At 60.3% G+C, this 26,388-nt stretch carries 29 protein-coding genes; 7 read left to right on the forward strand and 22 right to left on the reverse strand.

Annotation, left to right across the window (positions count from 1 at the left end; genetic code table 11):
* Positions 1-28: 28 nt before the first annotated feature.
* On the reverse strand, positions 29-838 hold the full coding sequence (locus ACIX8_RS24390) for a CPBP family intramembrane glutamic endopeptidase (protein ID WP_014264411.1): 810 nt from the start codon (positions 836-838) through the stop codon (positions 29-31).
* Between the two features lie 81 nt (positions 839-919).
* Here ACIX8_RS24390 and ACIX8_RS05900 point away from each other — a divergent pair, with 81 nt between their 5' ends.
* Positions 920-2,095: an acetyl-CoA C-acetyltransferase gene (locus ACIX8_RS05900; RefSeq protein ID WP_014264412.1), complete on the forward strand. Its 1,176-nt coding sequence runs from the start codon at positions 920-922 to the stop codon at positions 2,093-2,095.
* 7 nt (positions 2,096-2,102) lie between these two features.
* Here the strand turns inward: ACIX8_RS05900 and ACIX8_RS26110 are convergent, their stop codons facing one another.
* Genes ACIX8_RS26110 through ACIX8_RS05915 form a run of 5 tightly spaced genes read right to left on the reverse strand, consistent with a single transcriptional unit; the run spans position 2,103 to position 4,540 of the window.
* Positions 2,103-2,264: a type II toxin-antitoxin system RelE/ParE family toxin gene (locus ACIX8_RS26110; RefSeq protein ID WP_396248285.1), complete on the reverse strand. Its 162-nt coding sequence runs from the start codon at positions 2,262-2,264 to the stop codon at positions 2,103-2,105.
* Between the two features lie 20 nt (positions 2,265-2,284).
* Positions 2,285-2,377, reverse strand: a complete 93-nt coding sequence (locus ACIX8_RS26115) for a type II toxin-antitoxin system RelE/ParE family toxin (RefSeq protein ID WP_014264413.1) — start codon at positions 2,375-2,377, stop codon at positions 2,285-2,287.
* A complete protein-coding gene (locus tag ACIX8_RS05905; RefSeq protein ID WP_014264414.1) occupies positions 2,374-2,604 on the reverse strand; it encodes a CopG family ribbon-helix-helix protein in 231 nt (76 codons plus the stop codon). Before ACIX8_RS05905 ends, ACIX8_RS26115 begins: the two co-directional genes overlap by 4 nt.
* Positions 2,605-2,658: 54 nt before the next feature.
* Positions 2,659-4,122 (reverse strand): L-serine ammonia-lyase, encoded by a 1,464-nt coding sequence (locus tag ACIX8_RS05910; protein ID WP_014264415.1) that lies wholly within the window; start codon positions 4,120-4,122, stop codon positions 2,659-2,661.
* Positions 4,123-4,150: 28 nt separating this feature from the next.
* Positions 4,151-4,540, reverse strand: coding sequence for an MmcQ/YjbR family DNA-binding protein (locus ACIX8_RS05915; protein WP_014264416.1), 390 nt, complete (start codon positions 4,538-4,540; stop codon positions 4,151-4,153).
* A 162-nt stretch (positions 4,541-4,702) separates the two neighbouring features.
* On the opposite strand from ACIX8_RS05915, the gene ACIX8_RS25855 reads away from it, so the two are divergent.
* Positions 4,703-6,301, forward strand: coding sequence for a DUF2239 family protein (locus ACIX8_RS25855; RefSeq protein WP_014264417.1), 1,599 nt, complete (start codon positions 4,703-4,705; stop codon positions 6,299-6,301).
* Between the two features lie 58 nt (positions 6,302-6,359).
* Here the strand turns inward: ACIX8_RS25855 and ACIX8_RS05930 are convergent, their stop codons facing one another.
* On the reverse strand, positions 6,360-7,313 hold the full coding sequence (locus ACIX8_RS05930) for a HEAT repeat domain-containing protein (RefSeq protein ID WP_014264418.1): 954 nt from the start codon (positions 7,311-7,313) through the stop codon (positions 6,360-6,362).
* A 93-nt stretch (positions 7,314-7,406) separates the two neighbouring features.
* On the opposite strand from ACIX8_RS05930, the gene ACIX8_RS05935 reads away from it, so the two are divergent.
* Positions 7,407-8,999: a YifB family Mg chelatase-like AAA ATPase gene (locus ACIX8_RS05935; RefSeq protein ID WP_014264419.1), complete on the forward strand. Its 1,593-nt coding sequence runs from the start codon at positions 7,407-7,409 to the stop codon at positions 8,997-8,999.
* Between the two features lie 42 nt (positions 9,000-9,041).
* Here ACIX8_RS05935 and ACIX8_RS05940 read toward each other — a convergent pair whose 3' ends face one another.
* A complete protein-coding gene (locus ACIX8_RS05940) occupies positions 9,042-9,470 on the reverse strand; it encodes a hypothetical protein (RefSeq protein WP_014264420.1) in 429 nt (142 codons plus the stop codon).
* Positions 9,471-9,941: 471 nt separating this feature from the next.
* Here ACIX8_RS05940 and ACIX8_RS05945 point away from each other — a divergent pair, with 471 nt between their 5' ends.
* Positions 9,942-10,157: a DNA-directed RNA polymerase subunit omega gene (locus ACIX8_RS05945; RefSeq protein WP_014264421.1), complete on the forward strand. Its 216-nt coding sequence runs from the start codon at positions 9,942-9,944 to the stop codon at positions 10,155-10,157.
* Positions 10,158-10,394: 237 nt separating this feature from the next.
* Positions 10,395-11,645 carry a transcription termination factor Rho gene (gene rho / locus ACIX8_RS05950; RefSeq protein ID WP_014264422.1) on the forward strand — a complete coding sequence of 417 codons (1,251 nt, stop codon included), beginning with the start codon at positions 10,395-10,397 and terminating at the stop codon, positions 11,643-11,645.
* 502 nt (positions 11,646-12,147) lie between these two features.
* Here the strand turns inward: rho and ACIX8_RS05955 are convergent.
* From ACIX8_RS05955 to ftsY, 3 genes are all read right to left on the reverse strand, one after another.
* Positions 12,148-12,801: a riboflavin synthase gene (locus ACIX8_RS05955; RefSeq protein WP_014264424.1), complete on the reverse strand. Its 654-nt coding sequence runs from the start codon at positions 12,799-12,801 to the stop codon at positions 12,148-12,150.
* A gap of 161 nt (positions 12,802-12,962) precedes the next feature.
* Positions 12,963-14,126: a bifunctional diaminohydroxyphosphoribosylaminopyrimidine deaminase/5-amino-6-(5-phosphoribosylamino)uracil reductase RibD gene (ribD, locus tag ACIX8_RS05960; RefSeq protein ID WP_014264425.1), complete on the reverse strand. Its 1,164-nt coding sequence runs from the start codon at positions 14,124-14,126 to the stop codon at positions 12,963-12,965.
* Between the two features lie 6 nt (positions 14,127-14,132).
* Positions 14,133-15,137, reverse strand: coding sequence for a signal recognition particle-docking protein FtsY (gene ftsY / locus ACIX8_RS05965; protein WP_014264426.1), 1,005 nt, complete (start codon positions 15,135-15,137; stop codon positions 14,133-14,135).
* Between the two features lie 165 nt (positions 15,138-15,302).
* On the opposite strand from ftsY, the gene ACIX8_RS05970 reads away from it, so the two are divergent.
* A complete protein-coding gene (locus ACIX8_RS05970; protein WP_014264427.1) occupies positions 15,303-15,860 on the forward strand; it encodes a Uma2 family endonuclease in 558 nt (185 codons plus the stop codon).
* A gap of 14 nt (positions 15,861-15,874) precedes the next feature.
* Here ACIX8_RS05970 and ACIX8_RS05975 read toward each other — a convergent pair whose 3' ends face one another.
* The 10 genes from ACIX8_RS05975 to ACIX8_RS06020 form a co-directional block, all read right to left on the reverse strand.
* On the reverse strand, positions 15,875-16,867 hold the full coding sequence (locus tag ACIX8_RS05975) for an NAD(P)H-dependent glycerol-3-phosphate dehydrogenase (protein ID WP_014264428.1): 993 nt from the start codon (positions 16,865-16,867) through the stop codon (positions 15,875-15,877).
* A complete protein-coding gene (gene plsY / locus ACIX8_RS05980) occupies positions 16,864-17,493 on the reverse strand; it encodes a glycerol-3-phosphate 1-O-acyltransferase PlsY (protein ID WP_014264429.1) in 630 nt (209 codons plus the stop codon). Before plsY ends, ACIX8_RS05975 begins: the two co-directional genes overlap by 4 nt.
* Positions 17,494-17,547: 54 nt before the next feature.
* On the reverse strand, positions 17,548-18,801 hold the full coding sequence (locus ACIX8_RS05985; RefSeq protein ID WP_044176259.1) for a competence/damage-inducible protein A: 1,254 nt from the start codon (positions 18,799-18,801) through the stop codon (positions 17,548-17,550).
* A gap of 130 nt (positions 18,802-18,931) precedes the next feature.
* Positions 18,932-19,771 carry a hypothetical protein gene (locus tag ACIX8_RS05990; RefSeq protein ID WP_014264431.1) on the reverse strand — a complete coding sequence of 280 codons (840 nt, stop codon included), beginning with the start codon at positions 19,769-19,771 and terminating at the stop codon, positions 18,932-18,934.
* Positions 19,772-20,266: 495 nt separating this feature from the next.
* Positions 20,267-20,683 (reverse strand): hypothetical protein, encoded by a 417-nt coding sequence (locus ACIX8_RS05995; protein WP_014264432.1) that lies wholly within the window; start codon positions 20,681-20,683, stop codon positions 20,267-20,269.
* Positions 20,680-21,726: an SMP-30/gluconolactonase/LRE family protein gene (locus ACIX8_RS06000; RefSeq protein ID WP_014264433.1), complete on the reverse strand. Its 1,047-nt coding sequence runs from the start codon at positions 21,724-21,726 to the stop codon at positions 20,680-20,682. The genes ACIX8_RS05995 and ACIX8_RS06000 overlap by 4 nt, the downstream gene beginning before the upstream one ends.
* 42 nt (positions 21,727-21,768) lie before the next feature.
* Entirely contained in the window at positions 21,769-22,281 is a 513-nt protein-coding gene (locus ACIX8_RS06005; protein WP_014264434.1) for a phosphatidylglycerophosphatase A family protein, read from the reverse strand.
* Positions 22,281-22,508 carry a DNA gyrase inhibitor YacG gene (locus ACIX8_RS06010; RefSeq protein WP_014264435.1) on the reverse strand — a complete coding sequence of 76 codons (228 nt, stop codon included), beginning with the start codon at positions 22,506-22,508 and terminating at the stop codon, positions 22,281-22,283. Before ACIX8_RS06010 ends, ACIX8_RS06005 begins: the two co-directional genes overlap by 1 nt.
* 129 nt (positions 22,509-22,637) lie before the next feature.
* Positions 22,638-24,257: a 30S ribosomal protein S12 methylthiotransferase RimO gene (gene rimO / locus ACIX8_RS06015; protein WP_014264436.1), complete on the reverse strand. Its 1,620-nt coding sequence runs from the start codon at positions 24,255-24,257 to the stop codon at positions 22,638-22,640.
* Positions 24,258-24,437: 180 nt separating this feature from the next.
* Positions 24,438-24,785: a winged helix-turn-helix transcriptional regulator gene (locus ACIX8_RS06020; RefSeq protein WP_014264437.1), complete on the reverse strand. Its 348-nt coding sequence runs from the start codon at positions 24,783-24,785 to the stop codon at positions 24,438-24,440.
* A gap of 140 nt (positions 24,786-24,925) precedes the next feature.
* Between ACIX8_RS06020 and ACIX8_RS06025 the strand changes: the two genes are divergently transcribed.
* Positions 24,926-25,774 carry an SDR family NAD(P)-dependent oxidoreductase gene (locus ACIX8_RS06025; RefSeq protein WP_014264438.1) on the forward strand — a complete coding sequence of 283 codons (849 nt, stop codon included), beginning with the start codon at positions 24,926-24,928 and terminating at the stop codon, positions 25,772-25,774.
* A 281-nt stretch (positions 25,775-26,055) separates the two neighbouring features.
* Here the strand turns inward: ACIX8_RS06025 and ACIX8_RS06030 are convergent, their stop codons facing one another.
* A complete protein-coding gene (locus ACIX8_RS06030; protein ID WP_150110503.1) occupies positions 26,056-26,382 on the reverse strand; it encodes a hypothetical protein in 327 nt (108 codons plus the stop codon).
* Positions 26,383-26,388: the final 6 nt, after the last annotated feature.

Raw genomic sequence — 26,388 nt, forward strand, 5'->3', positions numbered from 1 at the left:
TGCGGATTTTTGATGGCCTCAACGGGCTTCATCGCACCTGATGGAGGTGTCGGAGGAAGAGAAAGAGTCCCACCATGAAGTCTTGTACGCTATGCGCGACGATGACGGCGCGCAGATTGCCGAAGCGCAACGCGAGAGTCGCGAACACCAATCCAAGCAGACCGATGAAGACAGCGCCTCCTATTCCTTCATAGAGGTGAAGGCTCCCGAAGAGGATAGATGTGCTTGCGACAGAGAAGATCGCGGCGAATCTCGGCGATGTTCCGGTTCCGCGGAAGAAGGCGATGGACTGGCGCAGCAGGTATCCGCGAAAGATGTGCTCTTCACAGAATCCTGCCGTGAAACTGACACCCGCCCACAACAAAAGTTCAAAGCCTGTTGTAGGCGCCGTGGCCTCGACGGTCTTGTTCTTCAGATGGAGGTGGGATAGGGCCGAGGTGTCCGAGACATGCCGCAAAGCCAGAACGTATACGAAACCCATGACGACGAAGTAGAACATCGCCGAGCACGCCACATAGATCGTGACGCCCCGTACGCCTTCAACGAGCCATGAGCGGCGGTTGTGCAGCAGAGTGTTCCAGAAGAAGAGTCGACGGCGATACAAGCCGGCGACGACGCAACCGAGCAACATCCAGATCATGAGCATCTGTGAGCAGTAACGCACCGGGTGGTCCATCGTGGTAATTTCGCGATGCCCCAAGTGCGACAACAGGGCCAGGCCTGTGAGCAGCGCGCTGATGGCCAGCGTATGGAACCAGGGTGCAAGGAGCTGTGGGACGTCCTCGGTCCTCGAGGTTTCCGCGAGGGGAAGCAAAGGATCGGGCAAAGTCTCTGTCATGGGACGTATACTACGGCGTTCGCCGTCTTCTTGCGCGCAAGTGCGGGCTGCTGCGAGCGAGGAGACTGAAGGAGATTCAGAATGCGTGATGTCGTAATCGTAAGTGCGGTGCGGACGCCGGTCGGAAAGTTCCAGGGCGGGCTGTCGGAGATGTCTGCGGTAGAGCTGGGCGCTATCGCTGTGCGAGCGGCCGTGGAACGCGCCAGCATCGCTCCGGACAGCGTGGACGAGTGCCTCATGGGCTGTGTGCTGCCTGCAGGGCTCGGACAGAACCCGGCACGGCAGGCGGCTCTGCGTGGCGGACTTGCGGACACTGTAAGTGCCCTGACCCTCAACATGGTGTGCGGATCGGGCCTGAAGGCCGTTGCGCTCGCGGCACAGGCCATCGCACAGGGGGACGCGGAGATCGTTGTGGCGGGCGGCATGGAGTCGATGTCGAACGCGCCGTACCTGCTTCCGGGTGCGCGCAAGGGGCTGCGCATGGGAGACGGCGCCGTGGTGGACTCGATGATTCGCGACGGACTGTGGTGCGCGTGTGAGGACTTCCATATGGGCATAACCGGCGAACTCGTCGCAGAGAAGCATTCGATCACGCGCGAGCAGCAGGACGAGTATGCTCTGGCCTCACACCACAAGGCGGCCGCAGCGTGGCGCGAAGGCCGCTTCGACGCCGAGGTCGTGCCGGTCGAGGTGAAGGGCAGGAAGGGGTCCGTGATGGTGACGCGCGACGAGAGCATCCGCGAGGACGCTTCGCTGGAGGCGCTCGCGGCCTTGAAGCCGGCCTTCAAGAAGGACGGCACCGTGACAGCGGGGAACGCTCCCGGGGTGAACGACGCAGCAGCGGCGGTGGTGGTGATGTCGGCGGAGAAGGCGCGCGAGCTCGGACTCAAGCCGATGGCGACCATCCGGGCGCAGGCTACCAGCGGCGTTGCGCCGAAGTGGGTGATGCTGGCTCCGGTGACGGGAATCAAAAAAGTGCTGGAGCGCGCGAAGTGGTCGATGGATCAGGTCGATCTGTTCGAGTTGAACGAGGCCTTCAGCGTGCAGGCGCTAGGCGTGACGAAAGAGTTGGGGCTAGGCCTGGACCGCGTAAATGTAAACGGCGGTGCCGTGGCGATCGGGCATCCCATTGGAGCCAGCGGCGCACGCGTGCTCGTAACGTTGCTGCACGAGATGCAGCGCCGGGATGCGAAGAAGGGTGTGGCGGCGTTGTGCCTGGGGGGAGGGAACTCGGTGGCGCTGGCGGTGGAGCGGTAAGTGGATGTTATGGCCACCGCTGCGAAGCGTGACGGATGCGGATGATGCGGACAGCATCGCTGGTGACTTTATAGACAGCGATGTGAGGCCATGGGTGGAACAGAAGCTCACGGGTTCCCGGTAGTTCGCCTATCTTGCCGACATTCGGCATTGCGGCAAGCTGCATCACTTCTTTGTAGATTCTGTTGGCTACTCGGGTTGCAGCGTCCGGGCTTCCCGCTGAATGAAGTCGACCACGCCATCGAGATCCGACGCGGCGCGCGGCGTCCAGATAATCTTCATGCAGCTTTTTTTATTCGCTTGTGAAGTCGTTCGAAGACCTCTTCGTGCGTAAGCCAGCCATCTCGCTCGGCCGAAGCTTCACCTTCTTGCACCTCTGCCGCCAGGGCTTCCAGATGATTGAGATAGCCATCGACAGCTTCCTGCGCTAGCTCATCAGGCGTGCGATGAGAATCAGCAGCGAGCTGCTGCAGTCTCTGCTCTTGCGCGGGAGTGAGATGAAGGGTCATGAGTTCAGGCTAGAAGAGTGCAAAGTACGCAGTCAAGTATGAAAGAGGCGTCCCTTAACATTCGATGATATTCAGCGCCAGCCCGGCGAGGCTCGTCTCCTTGTAACGCGACTGCATGTCCATGCCAGTGCGATACATGGTCTCGATCACCTGATCAAGCGAGATCTTATGGCTCCCCTGATCGTTCATCGCGAGGCGTGCAGCGTTGACGGCCTTCACCGCGCCCATCCCATTCCGCTCGATGCACGGAATCTGCACGAGGCCTCCGATGGGATCGCACGTCATGCCGAGGTTATGCTCCATCGCGATCTCGGCCGCATGTTCGATCGCGCTGTTGTCGCCGCCCAGCGCGGCGACGAGACCACCTGCAGCCATGGAGCAGGCCACACCGACCTCTCCCTGGCAACCGACCTCGGCGCCGGAGATGCTGGCATTCTCCTTGTACAGAATGCCGATGGCGGCGGCGGTGAGGAAGTAACGCAGCAAGCCGGCTTCTTTGTCTGCTTCAGACAGATCATGCGACGCATGGTGCAGGTAGAAGTGCGCGATGGCCGGGATGACTCCCGCAGCGCCGTTGGTCGGTGCGGTGACGACGCGGCCACCGGCGGCGTTTTCTTCGTTCACGGCCATGGCGACGAGCGTGACGGAGTCCATCGGCGCGAGCGGATCGCGTGTGCGGCCCTCTTCGTCGAGTCTGGCCAGGCGCCGAGCGAGTCCCGCGGCGCGGCGGCGGACGTTGAGGCCTCCCGGCAGCGTGCCCTCCGTGGCAACGCCACGGTCGATGCAGGAGCGCATCGTCTCCCAGAGCGTAAGGATGGATTGCTTCACCGCGGACTCGCCATCGTGAACCGCGCTGGCATCCCGAGGTTGTGGGCGCACGATAGTCTCCTCGTCGAGGAGTGCGACCTCGTTGGCCAGAACGATCTCGGCGATGGAGAGGTGCTGTTCGTTGGCGAGGGCGAGCAATCTCTCCGCACTTGAAAAGGGGTAGGGAACTTCGCGCTTCTTCGCGCTGCCCGGATTCGCAAACTCTGCCGCCGAGACGATGAAGCCGCCGCCGATAGAGTAATAGACCTCGCTCGTCAGCGTATCTCCGTGGATATCGCGTGCGGTAAAACGAAGACCATTTGGATGAGTCGGCGTCTCTGGATCGGGATACATCCGGTCGCGATGGAAGAGCAGATGTTCAGCCTCCCGAAAGGCGATCGGATGACGGCCAAGGAGCTGCAACTGCTGCGAAGAGCGAACGGCGGCAATCAGCGAGTCGATCTTCGCGGGGTCGATGCTGTCGGGCGCTTCGCCGAGCAGCCCGAGAAGGACAGCGCGATCCGTGCCGTGGCCAATCCCGGTGAGCGCGAGCGAGCCATAGAGCTCAACGGTGATCGATGCTGTCTTCTCGATCAGACCATCGGAGTCGAGAGTGCGAACGAAGCGCAGGGCGGCGCGCATCGGGCCGACGGTGTGAGAGCTTGAAGGGCCGATACCGATTTTGAAGAGCTCAAAGAGACTGGTGTTCATAGACATCCTGCGCCAGTTGGCACGATGCCTATTGTAGGCGGCTCCTGGGGGCCTTGGTTGTGGACACACGCTTCTTCGCCGTCTGTTTGGAGAGAACATGGTGAAAGGCTGTCGAAAGCGCACCTGCGAGAACGGCTTCAGGGGCGTCGAGGCGTACGAGTGTCATACCCATGCGGCCCCATCCACCAGGTGCAGGCGTGAAGAGCTCGGGTGCATCCGCGAGAACACCTGCCTGTTGTTCAGGCGTGAGCTTGAGCGTGCCAAGGCCTTTTTCGCCATAGGCAAGCGTCGCGAAGATGCGGTCGTGGATGCGGAAGTCCGGAGCGCCCATATGGGAGCTCTCGATGGCTTCAGGGAGGGCAAGCGCGAGCTTGCGAAAGAGGTCTGGACTCGGCGTAGTCTCGAAGGTCTTCTTCATGCTTTCGCCTCTTTGCTCTCTGAATGCAGCGACAATTCTATGCGATCGGGCCGATCATCGAATGCCCGAACATCGAAGGTACGGGCGTTTATACCCGGGTGATATCTTGAAAGTAGATTTTACCCGGGTATAATTTGGATGGTTATCTCAGAAAGGTATCTCATGTCCGCATCGCCATCGCTCCAGGTCACAGCTTTTGAAGGCAACCGTTGTATCGCATCGGGCCCGCTGGCAAGCGTTGCGGAGAAGATCAAGGAAGTGCTTGCTCGCGGAGAAGCAGCTTCAGTGTTGGTCTTCGACGATCAAACGGGCTCCCAGGTAGACCTGAACCTTCGTACGTTGTCAGAGGCAGCACAAGGGATGCCAACGCCTCTGATCGCCCCTGAACCCCTCGAGTCTCGAAATGCCGGGCGGCCGAGACTGGGTGTCGTCGCGCGAGAGGTAACTTTGCTGCCTCGGCAGTGGGAGTGGCTGGGGCAGCAACAGGGAGGGGCCTCCGCGACGCTGCGAAAACTGGTCGACCAGGCACGCCGTGAGAATGCGGGCGAAGAAAAAATCCGAGCGGCACGCGAAGCTCTTTACCGTTTCATGACGGCCATGGCGGGGAATGCTCCTGGGTACGAGGAGGCATTGAGGGCACTATTCGCCGGTGATGTCCATCGTTTCTCAATTCTGACTTCCGATTGGGCGACAGATGTACGCAAGCACGTCGGGAAGCTGGCCCCGGCCGCTTTCGGTTATGCCCCCTCACCGCTTGACGTTGTCATTCCACTCACGAAGCGCGAAGCCGTTCTTCGCGCATTTGGCACCGCTGAGGTCCAATCGATCGAGCGGATTACGAATGGGGCGTCAGGCGCAGGTGTATTTAAAGTCAAAGCCAACCAGGTCGATTACCTGTTGCGAATCGAAGGGCCACCGGATGGCTTGCGCGATCCTGCACGGCAATACGCCTGCCTGAAGATCGCCGCCGAAGCCGGTGTGGCGCCGCGTTTGGTGTATGCCGATGCGGAGTCCGGAGTGGCCGTCACAGACTTTATCGCGCCGGACTCCGCCTCAGTCGAAAGATCGAAGGCCGACTCCTTGCGAAGGATCGTAACGGCTGTTCGGAGCTTGCACGATGCACCGCTGTTTCCTGAGCTGGTCGATTATTTGGACGGTGTCGACACGCTGATCCGCAGCTGTATGGAGACCGGCATTCTGCCGAAGAGAGCTATTGAGACGCATCGGAAGTTTTATGGCGAACTGGCCGCTGCCTATCCCAGGAAGAATCTTGATCTGGTCTCCAGCCATAACGATCTCAATCCCGGCAATGTCTTGTTCCAAAAGGAGCGAGTCTGGCTCGTGGACTGGGAGTCGGCGTTTGCCGCAGACCGGTATGTGGACCTGGCGGCCATTGCCAATTTCTTTACGACGGAGGAGAACGAGAAAGAGCTTGTGCTGGAAAGCTATTTCGGCGCTGCGTTGAACGATCTCCATCGAGCCCGCTTCTTTCTAATGCAACAGGCGAACCGCATGTTTTACGCCATGGTCGTGCTGAACTTCGTCGCTGCCGCGGAGCCGGCGATAAAGCTGACAGCGGCCGGCATGAAGGGAATAAGGTGGAGCGAGGTTCGCGGGGAGATGGCCCGGATCAACACGACCGAAACCAAGGTGCGCTTCGCCGGTGCTTTGTTGAATGAGGCATTGCTGGCCTTCCAGAGCCCCAGGTTTAGCCAGGCAGTTGCGCAGGTAAAGGGCAGCAGTAAACGACGCGGAGCTTAGAGCTTTTTCACTCTTGGAGTAAAAAGGCTCTAAGCTCCAGCGTTGGAATCAAAGGGTTCTACTGCTTTGTTTCCGTAGCAGATGCCTGGGCTGTCGCTCTGACGCCTGTGCTGCGAAGATACGCCGCTGCGGCGGTCAGGCGTACAGGAGCTTTTGAGTCTTGAAAGACATCGAGCAAGGAGCTGGCGGTAGCCTTGTCGTGATAGTCGCCGAGAGCTTTTGCCGCTGCGGCACGGACGGCGGGGTCCTTGTCGCCGAGAGCCTTCACGAACAGATCGCGGAGAGATCCTGACCGTGTCTTGGAGAGCTCTGTGATGGCGATGACGTGAGCGGATTCGCCGCCATTCTTGCGGACATACTCATAGGCCGTGATGCCGATGCCAAAGGGGCCAAGCAGCATGGAGGCTCCCTGGAGCGCGCCGATCTTGGCGATGGCGGAGGGGTTATGTAGATCCTTGCTCATGGTGTGCATGGTGCCGTTGATGAGGCCGGAGTTGGCCTTGCGGTCTCCGTCGACGACGTCCATCAGGATGTCCTCTCCAGAGTGATCGTTGGCCTTGGAGAGCGTAAGAGCCGCGGCGAAGGCGACCTGCGGCTCCTTGTCGTTGAGTTTGTCGCGCAGATTGCTCATCAGGGCGCGATTCTTGGTCTGGCCGGCGGCGAGAACGGCGGCGGTGCGGACATCGAGATCGGGATCGTTCATGGCGTCGGCGATCAGATGCCCGGCCCGAGCATTCGTGCCCATAGTCCCAAGGGCAGCAAGGGCCTGGGTGCGGAGGTCGGAGTGTTTTTCATCCTTGATGCCATTGAGAGCGGTGTCGAGCATGCTCCAGGCGGTCTCTGTGTTGTTCAGGTGCGGGGTCGTCGCAGCGGGGCTGGAGTCCGTGGAGTTGCTGGTGTCGGCCGGTTTCGCGGGAGCTTCCTGGGCGCGGATGGACAGCGGAGCGAGTGCAAGAGTGGATAGCCCAACCATAAGGATGCTGGATCGGAGCGAGGAAAGAAAAGGGTTCATAGTGTTCTCCATAACGTGGGCATGCCATTTGCCTTTCGGGGTAGAGTGTAATGCTACACTTGCGGAAAATTACCGGCGACATCAGGCAGGTTCATGCTCTTCAAAACTCGTAGCGCGGCGGTCTATGGAATCGACGCACATATTATCGATGTCGAGGTCGACTTCTCCGGCGTGAAGCTGGACCAGGAAAACTTCAGTACTGTGGGACTGCCGGACGCCGCTGTGCGGGAGAGCCGCGATCGCGTCCGTTCTGCGATCAAGAACTCCGGCTTCGACCTGCCTCCGACGCGCATTACCATCAACCTCGCCCCGGCCGACCTGAAGAAGGAAGGCTCCGGCTTCGATCTGCCGATTGCCGTCGGTATTCTCGGCGCCTACGGTGGACTGGCGATCAAGGATGTCAGCGACTTTGTGATGGTCGGCGAACTGGGACTGGACGGCTCGCTGCGAGCGGTGCAGGGAATGCTGCCGATTGCCGTTGCCGCGCGCGCCGCGGGAATTCGCAACCTGGTGATCCCGGCGGCGAATGCTCGCGAAGCCGCCGTGGTGCAGGGCGTGAATGTATATCCGGTGAACAGTCTGCTCGAGGTGCGCGAGTTGCTGAACTCCGCCGAACTGGGTGGCATCACCGCGACGCCCCTGGCTGTTGATACGCAGGCTCTGCTGGGCGACGTGCAGGAGTACCAGGCGGACTTTCGCGATGTGCGCGGACAGCATGTGGCCAAGCGGGCTCTCGAAGTAGCAGCCGCCGGTGGACACAACATTCTGATGATCGGACCGCCGGGCAGCGGAAAGACGATGCTGGCCAAGCGTTTGCCGTCGATCCTTACGCCACTGCGCTTTGAAGAGGCCCTGGAGACCACCAAGATCCACTCGGTGGCTGGGGTTCTGAACAAGGATGAAGGGCTCGTGACGCACCGGCCGTTTCGTTCTCCGCACCATACCATTTCAGATGCAGGATTGATCGGCGGAGGAATGATTCCGCGCCCTGGCGAGGTCTCGCTGGCGCACAACGGTCTTCTGTTTCTGGACGAGCTGCCGGAGTTTCCGCGCAATGTGCTGGAGGTGCTGCGGCAGCCGCTTGAGGATGGCACGGTCACTATCTCCAGGGCGGCGATGAGCCTCAGCTTTCCGGCCCGGTTCATGCTCGCTGCTGCGATGAATCCCTGTCCCTGTGGCTATTACAACGACAAGAGCCGCGACTGCATGTGTACGCCGCCGATGATCCAGCGCTACGTCGCGAAGGTGAGCGGGCCGCTGCTGGACCGCATTGATATCCATATCGAGGTTCCGGCAGTGCAGTACAAAGAGCTGCGCAGCGGCACGGCTGCGGAGGGTTCGGCGGAGATTCGCGCACGGGTGCTGGCGGCTCGAGACCGGCAGCATGCGCGGTTCCTGGAGAGTGGTGCGAGGACAAAGGGTTCATCCAAATCAGCCAGCCGGGCCGTGTTCTCCAATGCGCAGATGTCGACCCAGCAGATTCGCGTGCACTGCGAACTGGCAAGCGAGGCCGAGAGGTTACTGGAACGAGCGATGCAGCAACAGGGCCTGAGCGCCCGTGCTCACGATCGCATTCTGAAGGTAGCGCGAACCATCGCCGACCTGGACGCGGCGAACGGGATTGAGGTCAGGCACATCGCAGAGGCGATCCAGTATCGGACGCTGGACCGAAGCTACTGGGCCTAATTTCAGAGCCTTTGGCCCTGAAATGCGCTCGGCGTCACCACACTAAATACGACTATCCTCACGCACTACAAACCGATCGAAGAGCGTCAACGGAAGAATCTCAAAGCGATCGAGCGCGAGCGTGATGCCCAGTACGGTGTCGACCTCCACGATGGTCCCGTAGAGATCGATTCTGCAGCCACGGCGCAGAGAACGAGTCTCGGGATACTGATCGATATCGATGGGCGTGTAAATCAGTCGATCCATGCGAGAGAAGCGGTGCCAACCGCGTTGGTTGAAGCTGAATTGCTTGAGCGATCCGCGATTGATATCCAGGATGTCGAAGAAACGTGTCTTCCAGTACACGTTCAGCCCCAGATAATTGGAGGCGATCACTTCATCGCGCTGGAGCGAAGGAAGGCGCTTAAGCGCACGATGGATCTGGGCCTGGGTGGGAGTCTGCGAGTCGGTCCCGTTCATAGGTCGTAGCATACAAGGCGAATTCCGGCTCCGGTATCCCTTTTTACGGAAGTGCAGGGACAAGGATTACAAAAAAAAGTATTGACCTCGGGCTTTGCACGCGATAAGGTGCAGAAGTACCGTAGTTTCCGGACATGAGCTGTATTCCGGAGCGGTCCAACTATCTTGCAGGGCGGTCAGACCGCTATCCACCAGCAAACCAACCTCATGCCGTTCTCGCCGTAGCGAGTGAATCACGCCGTTTTTTGTGCGGCAACCTCCAATCGAATGCATTTGCAAACTATTGGAAGAAAAGCGCTTTAGCGCGACATTTACGTTGTTCGAGGCAAATAGAGATGCGACGCCGGAGCTTCCGGGTGCGTCTAATCCGTAACGGTCTGCAGGCCACTTTTCCGCCGGCGGATACTCAACACAGGCAGTTCGGCCAGAGCGCATCGCAAGTTTGAAGACGCTCATGCCTCGCAGAACGAAGGAGATAACATTATGCGCTCAGATCTTATTTTTGGAGCACTCACCCACGTCAACAACCGCTACAAGCTGTGCCAGCTGGCTTCCAAGGCTACCCGCAAGCTGCACAAGCCCAACACGCGTTTGCAGGACACGACCAACGAGGTTTTGGACCGCTTCAAGGACACCGTTCCGATGAATGTGGCTGCCGAAGCCGAGCTGGAAAATGCAGTCATGGGTCGCGCAGCTTAAGCTGCGCGGCAGTACTTCCTAGTTTTCAACAGACTCTCTGGTAAGCTCTCTTTCAAGACCCCGCAGACTTGAATTTTGCAGTTGTACCCGGTAGGCTGACTCTCAATACCCCCGCATTACCGTTTGACACCTCTCTCGCGGTGCCTGCTTTCGGCGAGTTTTCCTGCAAGCAGGACCTTCAACTTCCCTTCCGCAACACCCCAAATCCCCCAAAATACGATCGAACTTCAGGAATTCATGACTATCTCCGAATTAAAAGAAAAGAGCATTGCAGAACTCGGCAAGCTCGCCCGCGGCCTTGAGATTCCAGGCACCAGCGGCCTGCGCAAGCAGGACCTTATCTTCAAGATTCTTCAGGCCCAGAGCGAAAAAGAAGGCCACATCTTCGCTGAAGGCGTGCTGGAGATTCTGCCCGACGGATACGGCTTCCTCCGCTCGCCCGACTATAACTACCTGCCGGGTCCGGACGACATCTACGTTTCCCCGAGCCAGATCCGCAAGTTCGACCTCAAGACCGGCGACACGATCAGCGGCAACGTCCGCAGCCCGCACGAGGGCGAAAAGTACTTCGCCCTGGTCAAGATTGAGGCGATCAACTTCGAGTCGCCCGAAGAGACCCGCAACAAGATTCTGTTCGACAACCTGACGCCGCTCTATCCCGATGAACGCATCAAGATGGAGACCGTTCGCGAAGCCATCTCGGGCCGCGTCATGGACCTGCTCTGCCCCATCGGCAAGGGCCAGCGTGGCCTGATCGTCGCTCCGCCGCGCACCGGTAAGACCGTGCTGATGCAGTCGATCGCGAACTCGATTACGGCCAACCACCCGGAGGTGGTGCTGATCGTTCTGCTGATCGACGAGCGTCCGGAAGAAGTAACCGACATGCAGCGCTCGGTGAAGGGCGAGGTCATCTCGTCGACCTTCGACGAGCCCGCCGCACGCCACGTACAGGTGGCCGAGATGGTGATCGAGAAGGCCAAGCGTCTGGTCGAGCACAAGCGCGACGTAGTGATCCTGCTGGATTCGATTACGCGTCTGGCGCGTGCCTACAACACGATCGTTCCGCCGAGCGGCAAGGTGCTCTCGGGCGGTGTCGATTCGAACGCGCTGCAACGCCCAAAGCGGTTCTTCGGCGCGGCCCGCAACATCGAAGAGGGCGGCTCGCTGACGATCATCGCCTCGGCTCTGATCGATACCGGCTCACGTATGGACGAAGTCATCTTCGAAGAGTTCAAGGGCACGGGCAACATGGAAGTGATCCTGGACCGCAAGCTGGTCGACAAGCGCGTGTTCCCGGCCATCGATATCCAGCGCTCGGGCACCCGTAAGGAAGAGCTGCTGATCCCGAAGGACGACCTGCAGCGCACCTGGATTCTGCGCAAGGTTCTCAACCCGCTGTCGCCTGTCGAAGCGATGGAACTGCTCTCCGACAAGCTCGGCAAGACAAGAAACAACCAGGAGTTCCTGCACAACATGAGCTCGCTGTAACGGCGTGCTGGTGCATAACGTACTGGTGAAATAAGAGAGGCGCGGCCCATGGGCCGCGCCTCTCTTATTTATTGGCCGTCGTAAAGCCAAGGGCGTATCTTCCAACGGCTCTTGGAGCGATATCGAACGCAGCAAAGAGTTTGTTGGGGCATGGAACGGAAGGGTATGGCTTCAGTCATGCCATAAACACCGGGCGAAAGAGTCCTATCACTCTGCCGAAGGCCGGAGTGAGGCCCGCAGGGCTCAACGACTGAATTGCCTTCTTCGGTTGTGGCAAACCCAACTCCCCTGCCATCGATACTTCCTGAACACCCTCGACAGCATCGAGGAAAGCAATTTAGGTTGCTCCGGCTACGCTTTCGCTCCGGCCCTTCGACTACGCTCAGGGCAGAGAGGAAGAAGGCTGGTATCCCGCTCGTATGGCCCGGCTGAAGCCGGGCCATACCGGGACTTGCCAGGGGACACTCTTTGCGCGGCTCGTCAAATCGCAACTCGCTGCGCGCTAATACCCGTTAGACAGAATAAAGTCCAACGTCAACCAATCCATGGCGGCATGTGCGGTTCGCTGCGCGGCGTACTTCGAGAGCACATCTGTCTCAAGGTTGACCGGCGAGCCCGGAGCCAGACTGTGCAGGTTCGTCGCCTGGTAGGTATGGGGGATGACGGCAATCTCGATGTGTAGCCCATCGATCTTGGCAACAGTGAGGCTGATGCCGTCGATGGTGATCGAACCCTGAGGCACAATAAAGGGCGCGAGCGTAGAGGGAATCTCGATCGTCATGCGCCAGTCTGAGGTGTCTTGATCGGGGTGTAGCGGAACCAGCGAGACGAGCTTTCCTGTGCCGTCCACATGTCCCTGCACGACGTGGCCGCCCAGGGGCGAACCGGCAGGCGTGGGCAACTCGAGATTGATCGGCGTTCCGGGCTGCAGGCTCGTAAGTGTGGTGCGACGAATGGTCTCTTCGGCGAGATCGGCGGCGAAGCGGGTTTCGTCGTCCGCGAGCAGAGCCGTGAGGCAGACTCCGTTGACGGCTATGCTGTCGCCGACCTTCCAGCGACCGGCAAGCTGTGGTGCGACGAGGGTGATGCGCGTAGCTCCCTCGGTCGGCTGGAGCGAAAGGACTTTGCCTGTGGTTTCAATGAGACCGGTAAACATAGCTCTAAGTTAACAGGAAACAGGAAGCTTATGGGCGTAGAGCGGTTTTGTGCAGGCGTAAAGTTCATTCCGAACTCACCCTCAAAGCCTGTCATTTCGACCGACTAACGGGAGTGGAGAAATGACAGGCTTTGAGGGTGAGTTCGGAATAAGTACAAGTTCTAGATGCCGGCCCACGGATCGTGCAGATACCCGGTGATGCGAACATCCTCAGCAGTCCCGTGGGGTAGGCTGGTACGTTTCATGCGCTGCAGTTGTTCCTGCACGACATAAGGCGAGGCGATGCCCTCGGCGAAGGGGATGGCGTCGAGGCCCAGCTCACACTCGGCATAGTAGAGGGTCAGTTTGTCGACCAATCCCTCATGCAGCAGGCTGCCATTAAGCGACGAGCCGCCTTCAATCAGCACGCTGATGATATTGCGTTGCGCCAGCGTGTCCAATGCAGCGCGTAGATTGAGATGGCCCCCGCTACCCGAAAGACGAAGCACTTCCACTCCGCAATCGGAGAGAGCCGCTTCACGATCGGCAGGCGCGGTCCTAGAGCAGAGCAGAAGCAGGTCGCTGCCTGCGGATCGCACAAGCTGCGAGTTCAGCGGCGTCCGCAGATCGCTGTCGAGTACCACGCGCAACAGAGAACGCCGCCGGGGAAGGCCGCTGCGGTCGGTAAGGGAAGGATCGTCGGCAAGCACAGTGCCGATTCCTGTAAGGATGGCGTCAACCTCGTGGCGTAGCCGATGGACGTCCGCGCGTGCCGCTTCACCGGTAAGCCAATGGGGCTGGTTTGCTGTACGGACAGAGGGCGCGGGAGCGAGCTTGCCGTCGACCGACACGGCGGCCTTCAGAGTGACGAACGGACGGCGATGCTGAATCCAATGGGCAAAGGCATCGTTGAGGCGTCGTGTCCTCTGCGCCAGTGCGGAAGCAGGATCGGCCACTACGACTTCGATCCCCGCCGCCTGAAGCTTGGCGAGACCGCCTCCGCTGACCAGGGGATTCGGGTCCACAGTGGCAACTACACAGCGAGCGATCCCCGCTGCGATGAGCGCGTCGGCACAGGGGCCAGTGCGACCCTGGTGCGAGCAGGGTTCAAGAGTGACGTAAGCGGTTGCGCCCTGTGGGGTATGTCCCAGGGAGGCGGCCTGCTTCAGAGCGGCGATCTCAGCGTGATCGCGCTCGTCGTAGTGGTGCGCGCCTTCGCCGAGGACTACGCCATCGCGAACCAGCACGCAACCGACCGTCGGATTGGGCGAGGCGAGGCCAACGGCCTCCTGCGCGAGATCCAGTGCGCGTTGCAGGTGACGTTCATCGTGCGGGAGTAGCGACATACAACCTCAATCGAGCAGGGAATCGACGAATGCGGCAGGATCGAAGGGCAGAATGTCTTCCATCTTCTCTCCAACGCCGGCGTAGAGCACCGGCAGGCCGAGCTCACGGGCGATGGCGACGACGATGCCGCCCTTGGCCGTGCCGTCGAGCTTAGTGAGCACGATGCCGGTGACGCGCGCGGCCTCGGTGAAGAGCCGGGCCTGCTGCAGCCCGTTCTGTCCCGTCGTCGCGTCCATGACGAGCAGCGTCTGGTGTGGCGCGCCGGGAATGAGCTTCTCGGCGGTACGGCGCATCTTGTCGAGTTCCTTCATTAGGTCGCTCTTGGTGTGCAGTCTGCCCGCCGTGTCGACGATGAGGATCTCCGTTGCACGGGCCTTCGCAGCGGTGCAGGCGTCGAAGAGCGCGGCGGAAGGGTCGCCGCCCTGGCGCGTCTTGATGAGCTGCACGCCGGAGCGGCCGGCCCAGACCTCAAGCTGCTCGATCGCCGCGGCGCGAAAGGTGTCGGCGGCGCAGAGCAGGACGCTGCGGCCCTGGCTGCGGTAGAGTGCGGCGAGCTTGCCGGTGGTCGTCGTCTTGCCCGTGCCGTTGACGCCGACCATCATGATGACCTCCGGCGGCGTGGAGGGATGCGCGATGGGGTGGGCGACGCTGTCGAGGATGCGGCGCAGCTCGGCCTTCAGCAGGGACTTGAGCTCGGCGCCGTCATTGATGCCCTGGCGCAGGGCGCGCTCGCGGAGATGCGTGATGATCTCGCCGGTGGTGACCGAGCCGATGTCGGAGGCGAGCAGTACGAGTTCGAGGTCGTCGAGGTTGTTCTCGTCGATCTCGCGGGTGAGAGCGACGACGCTGCCGATGGACTCGCTGAGGGCCTCGCGGGTGCGCGAGACCGCCTGCTTCATGCGGTCGAAAAATCCGCGGGGTTTGGACGATTCGGGCTGCGAGGGTTCGGGCGCGGCTGGGTTGGGTTCCGGGGTTTCTTTGTCGCGCTTGCCGAAGAAGGAGAAGGCCATTTCCCTTTAGTTTAGAGCAGTTTCGGCTTTACTCGTTATCCCGGGAAAGGAGGAGGGTGGTTTCCTTGGTGAAAACCACACATACGGCTTTCGCTCCTGTAAATGCCAAGCCGAAGCTGCTGTAGCGGACGACGCGGTGTAGGCTAAAAGCGACAGGAGGAATCCATGGCGACGGCGACAATCTATCCTGCTCCTGAGACCCAAGACAAGTATGTGCCGGTGGAAGTTTATCTGACTTCCATGTATCACCCTGACTGCGACTACGTTGACGGCAAGTTATTGGAGAGAAACGTGGGGGAGCTACCGCACGGCAAGTTGCAATCCTTTTTCGGCTGGTATTTTCGCAATCACAATGACGAATGGCAGATCGAAGTAAGTACGGAGCAGCGTGTCCAGGTATCGGAGACGCGCTATCGGATTCCCGATGTCAGCATCATTTCGCGGGACGCCCCCGAGGAACTCATCCTTCTAACCCCGCCTGTCCTGTGCATCGAAATTCTCTCGCGAGAGGACCGCATGAGCGAGATGCAGGACCGCGTCGAGGATTACATCGCTATGGGAGTACGTGCTGTATGGGTGGTAGATCCGTGGCGCAGAAAAGCGTTTTCCGTTACGACGGACGGACTGCTTCATCCAGAGCCTGTGACGCTCCAGGTGCCCGGAAGCGAGATTCGAGTGCCAGTTGCAGAGATCTTTCGCGAACTGGATCGCAAAAAAAATTAAGCTCTGGCCAATCTTTACTCCGTCCGGCCCGGCCGTGCCATCAACTCACGAATCGCATCCTTCGGGCTCTTGTCCTTATGCAGGATCGCCGCCATCTGCTCGGTGATCGGCATCTCCACGCCATAGCGGGCCGCCAGGCCGAGCGCAGCAGTAGTGCTGCGAACGCCTTCGGCAACCTTGCCGTTCAGCCCGGCGATGATATCCGGCAGTTTGCGTCCCTTGCCCAGCTCCACGCCGACCGTGCGATTGCGTGAAAGGCTGCCGGTGCAGGTCAGCACCAGGTCGCCAACCCCCGAGAGTCCGGCCATCGTATCCCGGCGTCCCCCGCAGGCTACGGCGAGCCGCGTAATCTCCGCGATGCCGCGTGTGATGAGTGCCGCAGCAGAGTTCGAGCCCAGCTCCAGGCCGGTGACGATGCCCGCAGCCAGCGCGATGACGTTCTTCAGCGCTCCCCCGAGTTCGGTTCCGGTTACGTCCTCATTGCGATACACACGCAGCGAGGCCGACGTGAAGTCATCCTGCAGAGACTTGCCGAGCAGAGGGTCGTCGGTGGCGATGGTGATCGCGGTCGGCATGCCCGCGGCGACCTCCTGAGCGAACGAGGGGCCTCCTAGGGTGCCGATGGGATTGTCGCCGTGCTCCTTCATAACCTGCGACATGCGCAGAAAGGTCTTCTCCTCGATCCCTTTGCTGGCCGAGAGCAGTACCTGGTGCGGCTGTAGCGCGGGGGCGATCTCCGTCATGACGGCGCGCAGATGTTGCGACGGGGTGACACAGAGGATGATGTCCGCGCCCTCGATGGCCTTAACGAGCTTAGAGGTGATGTGAATCCCCATCGGCACGATGAAGCCGGGCAGGTAGCGCAGGTTCTCGCCGGTCTCGGTAAGCTCCGCCGCGTGCGCGGGCGAGTGTGCCCAGAGGCAGAGCTCATGCCCGCCTCGCCGGGCCAGAGAGACTGCCAATGCTGTTCCCCACGACCCCGCACCGATCACAGCTATCCGGCTCATGCCTGTACCCCTTCAGTCTTGTCCTTTTTGCTTCCAAACTTGTTTTCTTTGCCCTGCAGCAGCCTCGAGATGTTGGCGTGATGCTTGACGATGACCAGCAAAGAGATGAAGACCATACTGCCGATAGCAACCGGCGAGTGATCCGGAGAAAACTTCACGAACAGGAGCGGCAGCACGACTGCGCCAAGGATTGACGCCAGGGAAACGTATCGTGTCAGCGCGAAGATGACGATGAAGATGCCGAGTGCGGCCAAAGCTGAGGGCCACGAAAGCGCGAGGTAGATGCCCAGCGCGCTGGCAACTCCCTTGCCGCCGCGGAAGCCCAGCCACACCGGAAACACATGGCCCAGGATGGCTGCGACGGCGGCCAGGGGCGCGAGGTCGAGGCTGCTGGAAGGCGCGAAGTGTTTCGCGATCAGGACGGCGGCAATGCCTTTCGAGCAGTCCAGTAGCAGAGTGAGAATGCCGAGACCCTTGGCTCCGGAGCGCGCCACGTTGGTGGCGCCGATGTTCCCGCTGCCGGTGGCGCGGATATCCTCCTTGCGGAAGATGAGCACAAGGAGGTAGCCGAAGGGGATAGACCCGAGCAGATAGGCAATCGCGAGGATGAGAATGGAGGTCTTCATAAGAACCGGGCTGACTTGTCGAGTGTAGCAAGGAGGCTTCTGGAAACAGCTTTGTTACTGGAAGCTGCGACGCAGCATCTCCAGGGCGTGCTCCGAGGCCCACAGGCGCACGCGATCGCGGTCCCCAGCGATTTCGAGCCGTTTGACCTGGGTGTCGTCCTGGTCGGCCAGCCCGATATAGACCAGCCCGGCCGGTTTACCGGCGTCCGGTCCGGTCGTTATCGGCGGTCCGGCGATACCCGTGATGCTGAGCCCCAGCGAGCTTCCAGTGCGCCTGCGGATGCCCTCGGCGAGCGCCCGCGCGACCTCCTCGCTGACCGCGCCCTTCTCTGCGATCAACTCCGCCGGCACATCCGCAAAGACCGTCTTCATCGCGTTGGTGTACACGACCACGCCGCCTGCAAAGTTCCGGGAGCTATTAGGGATTCTTGTGAGGCGTTCCGCGAAGAGTCCGCCGGTGCAGCTCTCCGCCGCGCTCAGGGTCAGGCCGCGCAGCCCGAGCATTAGCAGCACGACCTCCTCGAGCGACTCTCCGTGAGAGGAGAAGATATCGTCGCCCATCTCCTGCTCGACGAGCTCGGCGACCGCGTCGACCCGCGCCTGGGCCTCCTCCATCGTTGGCTTGGAGCAGAGGAAGTGCAGTTGGATCTCTCCGGAGCCCGCCAGGATCGTCGTCTCGACGTCGCTGAACTGCTGGTAGATCGGTGCGGTGCGCGCATCGACCTGGCTTTCAGGGATCAGCGCCATGCGCAGCAGCCGCTTGGCGAGCGAACGCCGAGGCAGGGAGAGGGCAAGCCTAGGAACACACTCGTCGTCGAAGAGCGGCATAAGCTCCTTCGGCGGTCCGGGAAGCAGGATCACGATCTTGCGATGGCCCTCAAACGAGAGGTCGAGCCACTGCCCGGGAGCGCTGCCGTTCTTGTTGGTCAGCAGCTCGGCTCCGTCGAGCACGTCCGCCTGGCGCTGGTTGTTGGGCGGCATCGCCATGCGGCGGGCGATAAAGCGCCGCTGCAGCTCGACCAGCACGGAGGGCTCGCGGTGCAACTCAAGGCCAAGTGCCTCGGCGGCGCATTCGCGCGTCAGGTCGTCCTCCGTCGGCCCCAGGCCGCCCGAAAGGAGGACGATATCGGCACGGCGCAGTGCGATGCGTATGGCATCGACCAGATGCTGCCGGTTGTCGCCGACGATGGTCTTGAAGGCGACCGAGACCCCAAGGTCGTTGAGACCTTGCGTGAGATACAGCGAATTCGTGTCCTGACGATGGGGAGTCAGCATCTCGGAACCGACGGCGATAATTTCAGCGATCATGGGTGGCTTGTTTGATGCTAGAGCAAGTCTCCTGTTGCTGGGAAATTGCAACGGGCGTGCATGACCGTTTTTCTGGGGAAAAACGGTCATGAATGTCGTGGTTTCGCTTTACACCTACAGGAGATTTGCTCTATCGCGAACGGAATCGATTGAATGACCGAGGAGGTGGTGGAGGAGTTTCAGCCGAGAGCAGGGCCTCAGGATTGAAGGCCTTCTCCTTGCGCCGGGCCCTTCCCAGGTCGAGCTCATAACGCCTCATCGCCATGCCGATGTTTCCCTTGACCAGCGCGGCGAGTTCCGCAAGCAGATCGCGGCCCCTGAGTGCCTCCTCGGCGGTACGTTCTTTGAGCAGAGCCATCTCGGATTGTCCAAGAGCTTCAATCTCGGCGGCGACGATCTCGAGGTCCTCCTTTGCCCGCTCGATCTGCATGAGCGTGCGTGCGAGGGCGGAAACCATATCCTCGGAGCTCCATGAATCGGTAGAAGGGTCGTAGCCGTTAAGCATGCGCTGCAGGACGGCTGCGTCATCGCGGCGATAGGCTTCGTTCGCCTGGGCCATCAGGTGGGTGCGATGGCGCTCGTCGTGGTCGTTGATAGCGAAGTCCGGGTGGATGAGCTTGGCGACCTCGCGGAAGAGGATCTTGAGATCCAGCGAGGGTTCAGGGGCTTGCACTTCGGGGACTGCGACTTCGGGCTTCTGCGCGGCCTCGCGAGCATAGCGCTCGCGCTCCTCGGGGGTCTCCTGGGAGACCTTCAACTCGGCGATGCGCTCCTCCCACTCATCCAGTTGACGATAAAGCACACCGACCTGGCGAATGTAGCGAGCCTCAAAGCTGAGGATCTGGTGGCGCAGATGTTCCAGCTCCAGCTCGCGTTCAGCCAGCAACTTGCGGATGGAGGCGAGCTCGTGACGCTGGCGGCCGAGTTCGACCTCCTCAGGCGTGGGCTCGCGGAAGATTGCTGTGGACATCGGTGAAATAAAACTCCGTCGATTCAATTATCTATGAACGTCCGGGGAACATGCCCGTAACGGATGACACCGTGCGGGGCAATACAGATAGAGAAAACAAAGCCAGAGCGCAGCACTAGGTTGTGTCTGACGAATCGAAGACCCCAGCCTTGGAGCGAAACCAGGCTCGCTGCACGCATAGCTTTTGTTTTGCGTTTCCCCACAGAGCCGTCATCCTGAGCGAAGCGTCCCAGCCTTTGGGGACGCGTCCGTTCGACTACGCTCAGGACCGAAGGACCCCGAGGGTTAACCTCTTGCCTAAACCTTTTGCACCTTTTCAACCCCAAGCGCTTGAGCCTGGACTCTCGTGCTGGAAAAGGTCCCAACAGTAAGGGTGAGATCAAGTCCCTCGGGGTCCTTCGACTGCGCACCTCGCAAAAAAACGCGAGGCGCTTCGCTCAGGATGACGCTCCTGTGGGGGAGTAAAATATGTGATTCGTTGCTATCCACGATTCGTCAAACACTACCTGGTCCAGTCCTGCGCGAGGCTCCTTTGAGAATCCCAAGATAGGCCGCGCACGCTGCGGCTCCAAGCAACGCACTCTTCCATGCGATCTCCTGGAACCACGCTGTCGTGGGCATCTGAGCCGGGGGCGCATGCCGATAGAAATGATGGGCTTCGACGAAAGCAACGATTGAAGCGATCGCCGCCCCAGTCAGGGCAAAAACGACCGGCTGCCAGGCGCGAAGATTGTCAGAGATCACAACAAAGGGCAGCAGCAGAAGCCAGCAGGGCAGGATCACCAGCAGCGATCCAAGGGCCAGCAGGAGAAAGTACCGATCCATGTGGCCGTTATCTACAAAGAAGGCGGCCACGGCAGCAGCGGCAAAAGCGATGAGTGCAAACAGCAGAATCCGCTTCCCACGGCTCATGCAAGCGGTCTCCCTTGGATACCCAGGTCGACATGGAAGATCGTCGTGTTGGTCGCCAGGGCGGCACAGCCGTCCTCAAGGAAGGCGAGGCCGACGAGATCGTTGCCCGAAACGATAAGTTCAGCTTGGCGGTCGTGGTTAATCTTTACGATCCCACGGCGTCCGTGCAGAGAGGCCGCGACATAAAGATTTCCGTCCACATCGAAGGCCATGCCCTGTGGACGTCCCAGGCCACGATAGAAGACAGTGGCATTGCCCTGGGGGTCGATGGCGTGGATCGACTGGTTGGACGACGTGGTGGGCGCGGTCACGAGCAGCACCCCGTCATCGCGGAACGCCAGGTGATAGGCGGCGACGGAGGGTTCGAGGGTCGCAAACACAAAGATCTCCCGCTCGCGATTGATCTTGAAGATGGTGCCTGAGCGATCGCCGACAAAGAGGCTGCCTTCGCGATCGAAAGCAATGCCCGTAGCGATACCCATGCCCTCGGCGAAGGTGGAGATCGCACCGTGCGGCGAGATGCGATAGACAGTCCCCTCGGCGCGTGAGCTGGCGTAGAGATGGCCGTCGCCGTCGAAGGCCAGCGCCGAGACGTTCATCAGATCGCGCACGAAGGGCCGCACCTGGAGGTCGCGGTCGATACGGAAGATCGACACAGGCACGCGTTCGCCGCGTGGCCCGGAGACCATCGCAAAGAGATTGCCGTCTGCGTCGACCGCGGGGTTTGAGACGAGGTGCAGGTTCTCGGCCATCGGGATAGCGATGTTCGCGTGGAGGATGTTGCTGGTCAGTCCATCGCGATGGAAGACGAGATCGCTGGCGATGGCACCCTCGGGCACGCGCACAAGAGCCCGTGTGTCGCGGCTGAGGTCGAGCGTAGCCGCAGCTTCGCCAAAGAACGCCTGGGGGATCTGCGGCTCGGGCGTGGCGGGGCGCAGCAGGCGGCTGCCGAAGACCTCGAAGCTGCCGCCTGGGATGGCTGCCTTGGGGGTCAGGTGGTCGAGATGCGGAGCGTCGGGCCGGGTTGGATTCAACAGGTTCATCTATCGGTAAGCGTAGACGCGGCGAAGGGCGAAGGCAAACATCTAGAAGAAGCGGCCCACAATCAGCGCTATGATCAGCGCGAACACTCCTGCCACAACATCGTCGAGCATGATCCCCGTGCCCTCCGGTAGCGCTTCAAATTTGCGGATGGGCCAGGGCTTGAAGATGTCGAACAGCCGGAAGAGAACCAGCGAAAGCACCGCATGTTGCCAGTTGGGCCGAACGGCGATAAGCGCGATCAACTGCCCCGCGACCTCGTCGACAACGACGAACCCAGGATCTTCACGGCCAGCTTCGCGCGCGACGATCGTCGACGCAGGAATGCCGATCAGGGTGACGGCCACGGCGGCAATCACAGTCCCAATAGCAAGAGCGCTGAACGTAGCCTGGAACGCGTGGGCGGCACCGTACCAAAGCAGTACCGCCGCGATAGACCCGTAGGTTCCCGGCCCAGGCTTGAGCAACCCTGCACCGAAGAAGGTACCGAGAGCCCAGGCCCATTTTGTTTTGGGTCCGCGAAGTTCAGAGATGGAGACGCTTGGCTGATGAGCCATTAGTTCTTCCACTTCGATTCATCGGTCGGGTGTTGCTGCTGCTGGGCGTGTTCGAGATCTTCCAACAGATCCGGGTCGAGGATCGGCGAGCTGATCTTGTAGTCACCCGAAGCCCATTTGCCGAGATCGATGGTACGGCAGCGCTCGGAGCAGAAGGGGACCTCAGGCGTGTCGAGGGGAACGTCCTTACGGCAGATGGGGCAGCGGAGTGTTTTGGTCTCAGGCATGGCAAACTTAAGTTTAGATGATGAAGCGGACGAGGCAGCCTTCTGCACGATCCAGGGTCAACTGCCCTGAATCACCGCATCGGCATTTTTTTGCGGCTCACCTGAATCTGTCGATGCCGCAGCACGGCACTACTCGATGATTCTCGCAACCACATCGTAATCATGCGACTCGGTAATCTCGGCCCGATAGAAGGTCCCCGGCACCAACACTTCATGCGGCCCGAAGTCGTTGATCAATACCTTGCCGTCGATCTCGGGGGCCTGGTCCAGCGAGCGACCCTGCCAGAGAAGCTCGGTCTCTTCGCTCTCGCCTTCGACCAGAAGGTCGATCTCGCGTCCTACCCAAGCGCGCCGGGCCTTGGTGCTGATCTTGTTCTGCAGCTTCATCAGCTTGCGGCGGCGAGCTTCAATCGTGCGCTTCGGCACCTTCTCGTCGAGCGAGAACGCACCTGCGCCTTCCTCGTCGGAGTACGAGAAGACACCGAGCCAGTCGATCTTGGCCTCCTGCACAAACGCCAGAAGCTCCTCGAAATCGGCTTCCGTCTCGCCGGGGAAGCCGACGATGAAGCTGGTCCGCAGCACAAGGCCGGGGACGATCGAACGAGCCTTGTCGATGATCTGCAGGAAGCGGTGGGAGGTGCCGCCGCGCTTCATACGACGTAGTACGTTCGCGCTGGCGTGTTGCAGCGGCACGTCGAGATACTTCGCGACGGTGTCATGCTTCGCGATCGACTCCAGAAGCCGCGTCGTGACCTTGTTCGGGTATGCGTAGAGGAAGCGCAGCCACTTGAGGCCCGGCAGCGGTGCCAGCGCGTCGAGCAGGTCGGCCAGTTCCGGGCGCTTGCCGGTGACGGCATCCTTGGGCAGGTCTTCGCCGTAGCAGGTCGTGTCCTGGCCGATGAGCGTGATCTCGCGAACACCCTGCGCGATGAGCGACTTCGTCTCTGCCACGATGCTGGCGAGGGGGCGCGAACGGAACTTGCCACGCAACTGCGGGATGATGCAGAAGCTGCACGGATGGTCGCAGCCTTCGGCGATCTTGATGTACGCCGAGGCGCGTGGCGTGGTGAGAATGCGCGGCGTCTCGTCCGAGTAGAGGTAGTTCGGCAGGGCAGCGGTCGCGCCGTCCCAGGCCTCGCGCGAGAAGCGGCCGGCCTGTTCGCGGGCATCACCTTCCGGGCGGCTCGACTGCGCGTCGGACGAGATGTTTCGCGTGGCTTCGTGAGCGATTTGTGGCCCGTCGGACTCGGGGCGTGAGTGCTGGTTGACCGACGACGCATGCCGCTCGATCTGCGCGGTCGTCAAGATCGCGAACGGAGAGTTGTTCTCAGCGGGTGTGGGGCGCGAGAGGCCCGCGGCCTCCATGATCGCTTCCAGCTCACCGGTGCCGACGACAGCGTCGACCTCCGGGATGTTCTTGCGGATCTCATCGCGATAGCGCTCAACCAGGCAGCCGGCGACGATGAGCTTCTGGGCGCGGCCGCCGTTGGCGATCTTGTGTTGCACCATCTCGAGGATGGTGTCGACCGACTCCTGCTTGGCGGAGTCGATGAAGCTGCAGGTGTTGACGACAAGGATCTCGGCGTCTTCGGCCCTGGGGGTGAGCTCCGCTCCGCCACGATGCAGCAGGCCCATCATGACCTCGGAGTCGACGAGGTTCTTGGGGCAGCCGAGCGAGACAAATCCGACCTTGGGGCGGCGGGTCTCGGTTTCAGTGGCTGGGTTTTCGAGGGTGGGGGAGAGGCTCACAACTAACCATTTTAGCAGGTTTTACGAGGGTTTTGGATATAGACAGCACGCACGCCAAGCCAATGGCGGGAATGTGAAATGGAGGGGGAATGCCAGAGACTGGCACAAAACCAGCACCAAAGGTGGGGTGGGCAGACAATATCAACCCGAATCCACCGGAAGGTCTGCTTAATTAGCAGGCTATTTCTTTACCGGAGCCGGCATCTTTCGCGATCCTGCCCAGGCCTTAAGCGCCTTGAGCGCCGGACGAAGAGCCGTCCCATCTTTCGTTAACATGTATTCCACCTTGGGTGGCACCTCCGGATATACCTTGCGGTGAACCACACCATCTTTTTCCAGATCACGCAATTGCTGAATCAACATCTTCTGAGATATCCCGGACACTGCGCGGAGTAATTCCGAGAACCGTAGTACCGGTGCACTGAAGAGATGGAAGAGAATGAGGATCTTCCATCGCCCTTCCAGCACTTTGAGCGCTTCTTCCAGTTCCACTGTGGAACATGTTGGCGTGAATATTTGTTTTTTCATGGTTACTTATAGGTTAGTATTGCACTTTTTTGTATGTTCTTGCGTGTTATAAACCGAAAAGGTAGCCTTTGTTCAAGGCGGTAAATCAGCTTCGCGGCAGGAAGAAGCCGGCCTTAATCTAAAGGAAGTAAAGAGGTTTTATGGCTGTGATAGCAGTAGTCACCGGAGCGAGTCGAGGTGCGGGAAAGGGCATAGCCATTGCGTTAGGTGAGGCGGGGGCAACCGTATATGTCACCGGACGCAGCATTGCGGACGGCGACTCTCTTTATGGCGGTACAGTAACCGAAACCGCTGACCTGATTACTCGGGCTGGGGGCAAGGGCGTTGCCATCGCCCTTGATCACACTGATGACAAAGCAGTCGCGGCGCTATTCGCCCGCGTAAGGGCGGAGCATGGCCGCCTCGACATCCTGGTCAACAATGCCGCCAATGCGGTCGAAAGCACAACGATGCGCGGCGGCTTCTGGGAAAAGCCGCTGGAGGCGGTCGATCTCATTACCGTCGGCTTGCGTTCGCATTTTGTGTCCGCTTATTATGCTGCCCCTCTCTTGATCGCTAACGGTCGCGGCCTTATTGTCCACACTGGCCATTATGGTGCTGTCGCCTATTACCACGGCCCCGCCTATGGTGCGCAGAAGGCTGGTGCGGACAAGATGGCAGCCGATTTTGCGAAGGAGTTGCGACCACATAACATCGCGGCAGTCTCAATCTGGATGGGCGGCCTCGATACCGAACGCGCGCGCGCCTATCTTGCCAACATGCCCGATGAATTGCGACCGAAGACGAAACGGGAATCGCCGCAATTCACTGGAAAGGTGATCGCCGCACTTTATGAGTCCAACCTGAGAATGGAATTATCGGGGCGTGCCTTGATCGGCGCGGAACTGGGTGCGAAGCTCGGCGTGAGTGACATCGACGGCAGCGCACCGAAGTCCTACCGGTATGAATTAGGCGGACCGCCGGAGTTACACTCGACCCTCACATCCTGATGCTCATCTTCATACCTGCAGACAAATCCAGGTGGCCGTAAAGTCGGCATCTCGGACAAGTGGTTCCTGTTCCCAAAACAGCCTCGCGGTGATTGTGACTTTGTGAAACTCGTTTCCAACACAGGCCATGGAATTGCACGGCCTCGAATGTTGGCATATTTCAAGGTGCAAGAGATGAGAGACCAAATCCAAGGCCTTTGGACCTCATGGGGGTTGTAATGGACGTCCTTGGTCCAAAGTGCAACGACCGTCCAACTACACTCATCCGCACGAACTTGCGATTACATAATGTGCGGCGGAATCGGCGGCAAAGGCACGGGTTTCGGCGCAACGTGGCTGGTGACGATCACCCCGTTGGTCTCAAAATGACTGGTGCGATGGTCGGTGGAGTGCCCTAACATCACGGCCTTGCGAAGCATCGCAAGGTGGCGGCGCGAGTTGTCCTCAAAGTGCCTGCTGATCGCGCTGTCGTAATCCACCACGAGCATGTAGGTGGCGGCACACTTGGGGCAGTAGATCGGGTCTTCCAGGGTCCGATGGAACGACCCGGGAGGCAGAGGGCCTACCGGGTCGGTACCGGAACGAATCGCAGCAATAATCAAACTCACGTATCC

Origin of the sequence: Granulicella mallensis MP5ACTX8 (genome assembly GCF_000178955.2) — a bacterium.
GTDB lineage: Bacteria > Acidobacteriota > Terriglobia > Terriglobales > Acidobacteriaceae > Granulicella > Granulicella mallensis.

Bases quoted from the DNA above. Each gene is read 5' to 3' on its own strand.
- ACIX8_RS25855 (WP_014264417.1), top strand. From the start codon at position 4,703: ATGTCCGCATCGCCATCGCTCCAGGTCACAGCTTTTGAAGGCAACCGT.
- ACIX8_RS05940 (WP_014264420.1), bottom strand. From the start codon at position 9,470: ATGCTACGACCTATGAACGGGACCGACTCGCAGACTCCCACCCAGGCC.
- ACIX8_RS05995 (WP_014264432.1), bottom strand. From the start codon at position 20,683: ATGAGCCGTGGGAAGCGGATTCTGCTGTTTGCACTCATCGCTTTTGCC.
- ACIX8_RS06010 (WP_014264435.1), bottom strand. From the start codon at position 22,508: ATGCCTGAGACCAAAACACTCCGCTGCCCCATCTGCCGTAAGGACGTT.
- ACIX8_RS05975 (WP_014264428.1), bottom strand. From the start codon at position 16,867: ATGAGCCGGATAGCTGTGATCGGTGCGGGGTCGTGGGGAACAGCATTG.
- ACIX8_RS05990 (WP_014264431.1), bottom strand. From the start codon at position 19,771: ATGTCCACAGCAATCTTCCGCGAGCCCACGCCTGAGGAGGTCGAACTC.
- ACIX8_RS05985 (WP_044176259.1), bottom strand. From the start codon at position 18,801: ATGATCGCTGAAATTATCGCCGTCGGTTCCGAGATGCTGACTCCCCAT.
- ACIX8_RS05955 (WP_014264424.1), bottom strand. From the start codon at position 12,801: ATGTTTACCGGTCTCATTGAAACCACAGGCAAAGTCCTTTCGCTCCAG.
- ACIX8_RS05930 (WP_014264418.1), bottom strand. From the start codon at position 7,313: ATGAACCCTTTTCTTTCCTCGCTCCGATCCAGCATCCTTATGGTTGGG.
- ACIX8_RS05915 (WP_014264416.1), bottom strand. From the start codon at position 4,540: ATGAAGAAGACCTTCGAGACTACGCCGAGTCCAGACCTCTTTCGCAAG.
- ACIX8_RS24390 (WP_014264411.1), bottom strand. From the start codon at position 838: ATGACAGAGACTTTGCCCGATCCTTTGCTTCCCCTCGCGGAAACCTCG.
- ACIX8_RS05935 (WP_014264419.1), top strand. From the start codon at position 7,407: ATGCTCTTCAAAACTCGTAGCGCGGCGGTCTATGGAATCGACGCACAT.
- ACIX8_RS06025 (WP_014264438.1), top strand. From the start codon at position 24,926: ATGGCTGTGATAGCAGTAGTCACCGGAGCGAGTCGAGGTGCGGGAAAG.
- ACIX8_RS05910 (WP_014264415.1), bottom strand. From the start codon at position 4,122: ATGAACACCAGTCTCTTTGAGCTCTTCAAAATCGGTATCGGCCCTTCA.
- ACIX8_RS05945 (WP_014264421.1), top strand. From the start codon at position 9,942: ATGCGCTCAGATCTTATTTTTGGAGCACTCACCCACGTCAACAACCGC.
- ACIX8_RS06005 (WP_014264434.1), bottom strand. From the start codon at position 22,281: ATGGCTCATCAGCCAAGCGTCTCCATCTCTGAACTTCGCGGACCCAAA.
- ACIX8_RS26115 (WP_014264413.1), bottom strand. From the start codon at position 2,377: ATGAAGATTATCTGGACGCCGCGCGCCGCGTCGGATCTCGATGGCGTG.
- ribD (WP_014264425.1), bottom strand. From the start codon at position 14,126: ATGTCGCTACTCCCGCACGATGAACGTCACCTGCAACGCGCACTGGAT.
- ACIX8_RS05970 (WP_014264427.1), top strand. From the start codon at position 15,303: ATGGCGACGGCGACAATCTATCCTGCTCCTGAGACCCAAGACAAGTAT.
- ACIX8_RS06000 (WP_014264433.1), bottom strand. From the start codon at position 21,726: ATGAACCTGTTGAATCCAACCCGGCCCGACGCTCCGCATCTCGACCAC.
- ACIX8_RS05900 (WP_014264412.1), top strand. From the start codon at position 920: ATGCGTGATGTCGTAATCGTAAGTGCGGTGCGGACGCCGGTCGGAAAG.
- rho (WP_014264422.1), top strand. From the start codon at position 10,395: ATGACTATCTCCGAATTAAAAGAAAAGAGCATTGCAGAACTCGGCAAG.
- plsY (WP_014264429.1), bottom strand. From the start codon at position 17,493: ATGAAGACCTCCATTCTCATCCTCGCGATTGCCTATCTGCTCGGGTCT.
- ACIX8_RS05905 (WP_014264414.1), bottom strand. From the start codon at position 2,604: ATGACCCTTCATCTCACTCCCGCGCAAGAGCAGAGACTGCAGCAGCTC.
- ftsY (WP_014264426.1), bottom strand. From the start codon at position 15,137: ATGGCCTTCTCCTTCTTCGGCAAGCGCGACAAAGAAACCCCGGAACCC.
- ACIX8_RS06020 (WP_014264437.1), bottom strand. From the start codon at position 24,785: ATGAAAAAACAAATATTCACGCCAACATGTTCCACAGTGGAACTGGAA.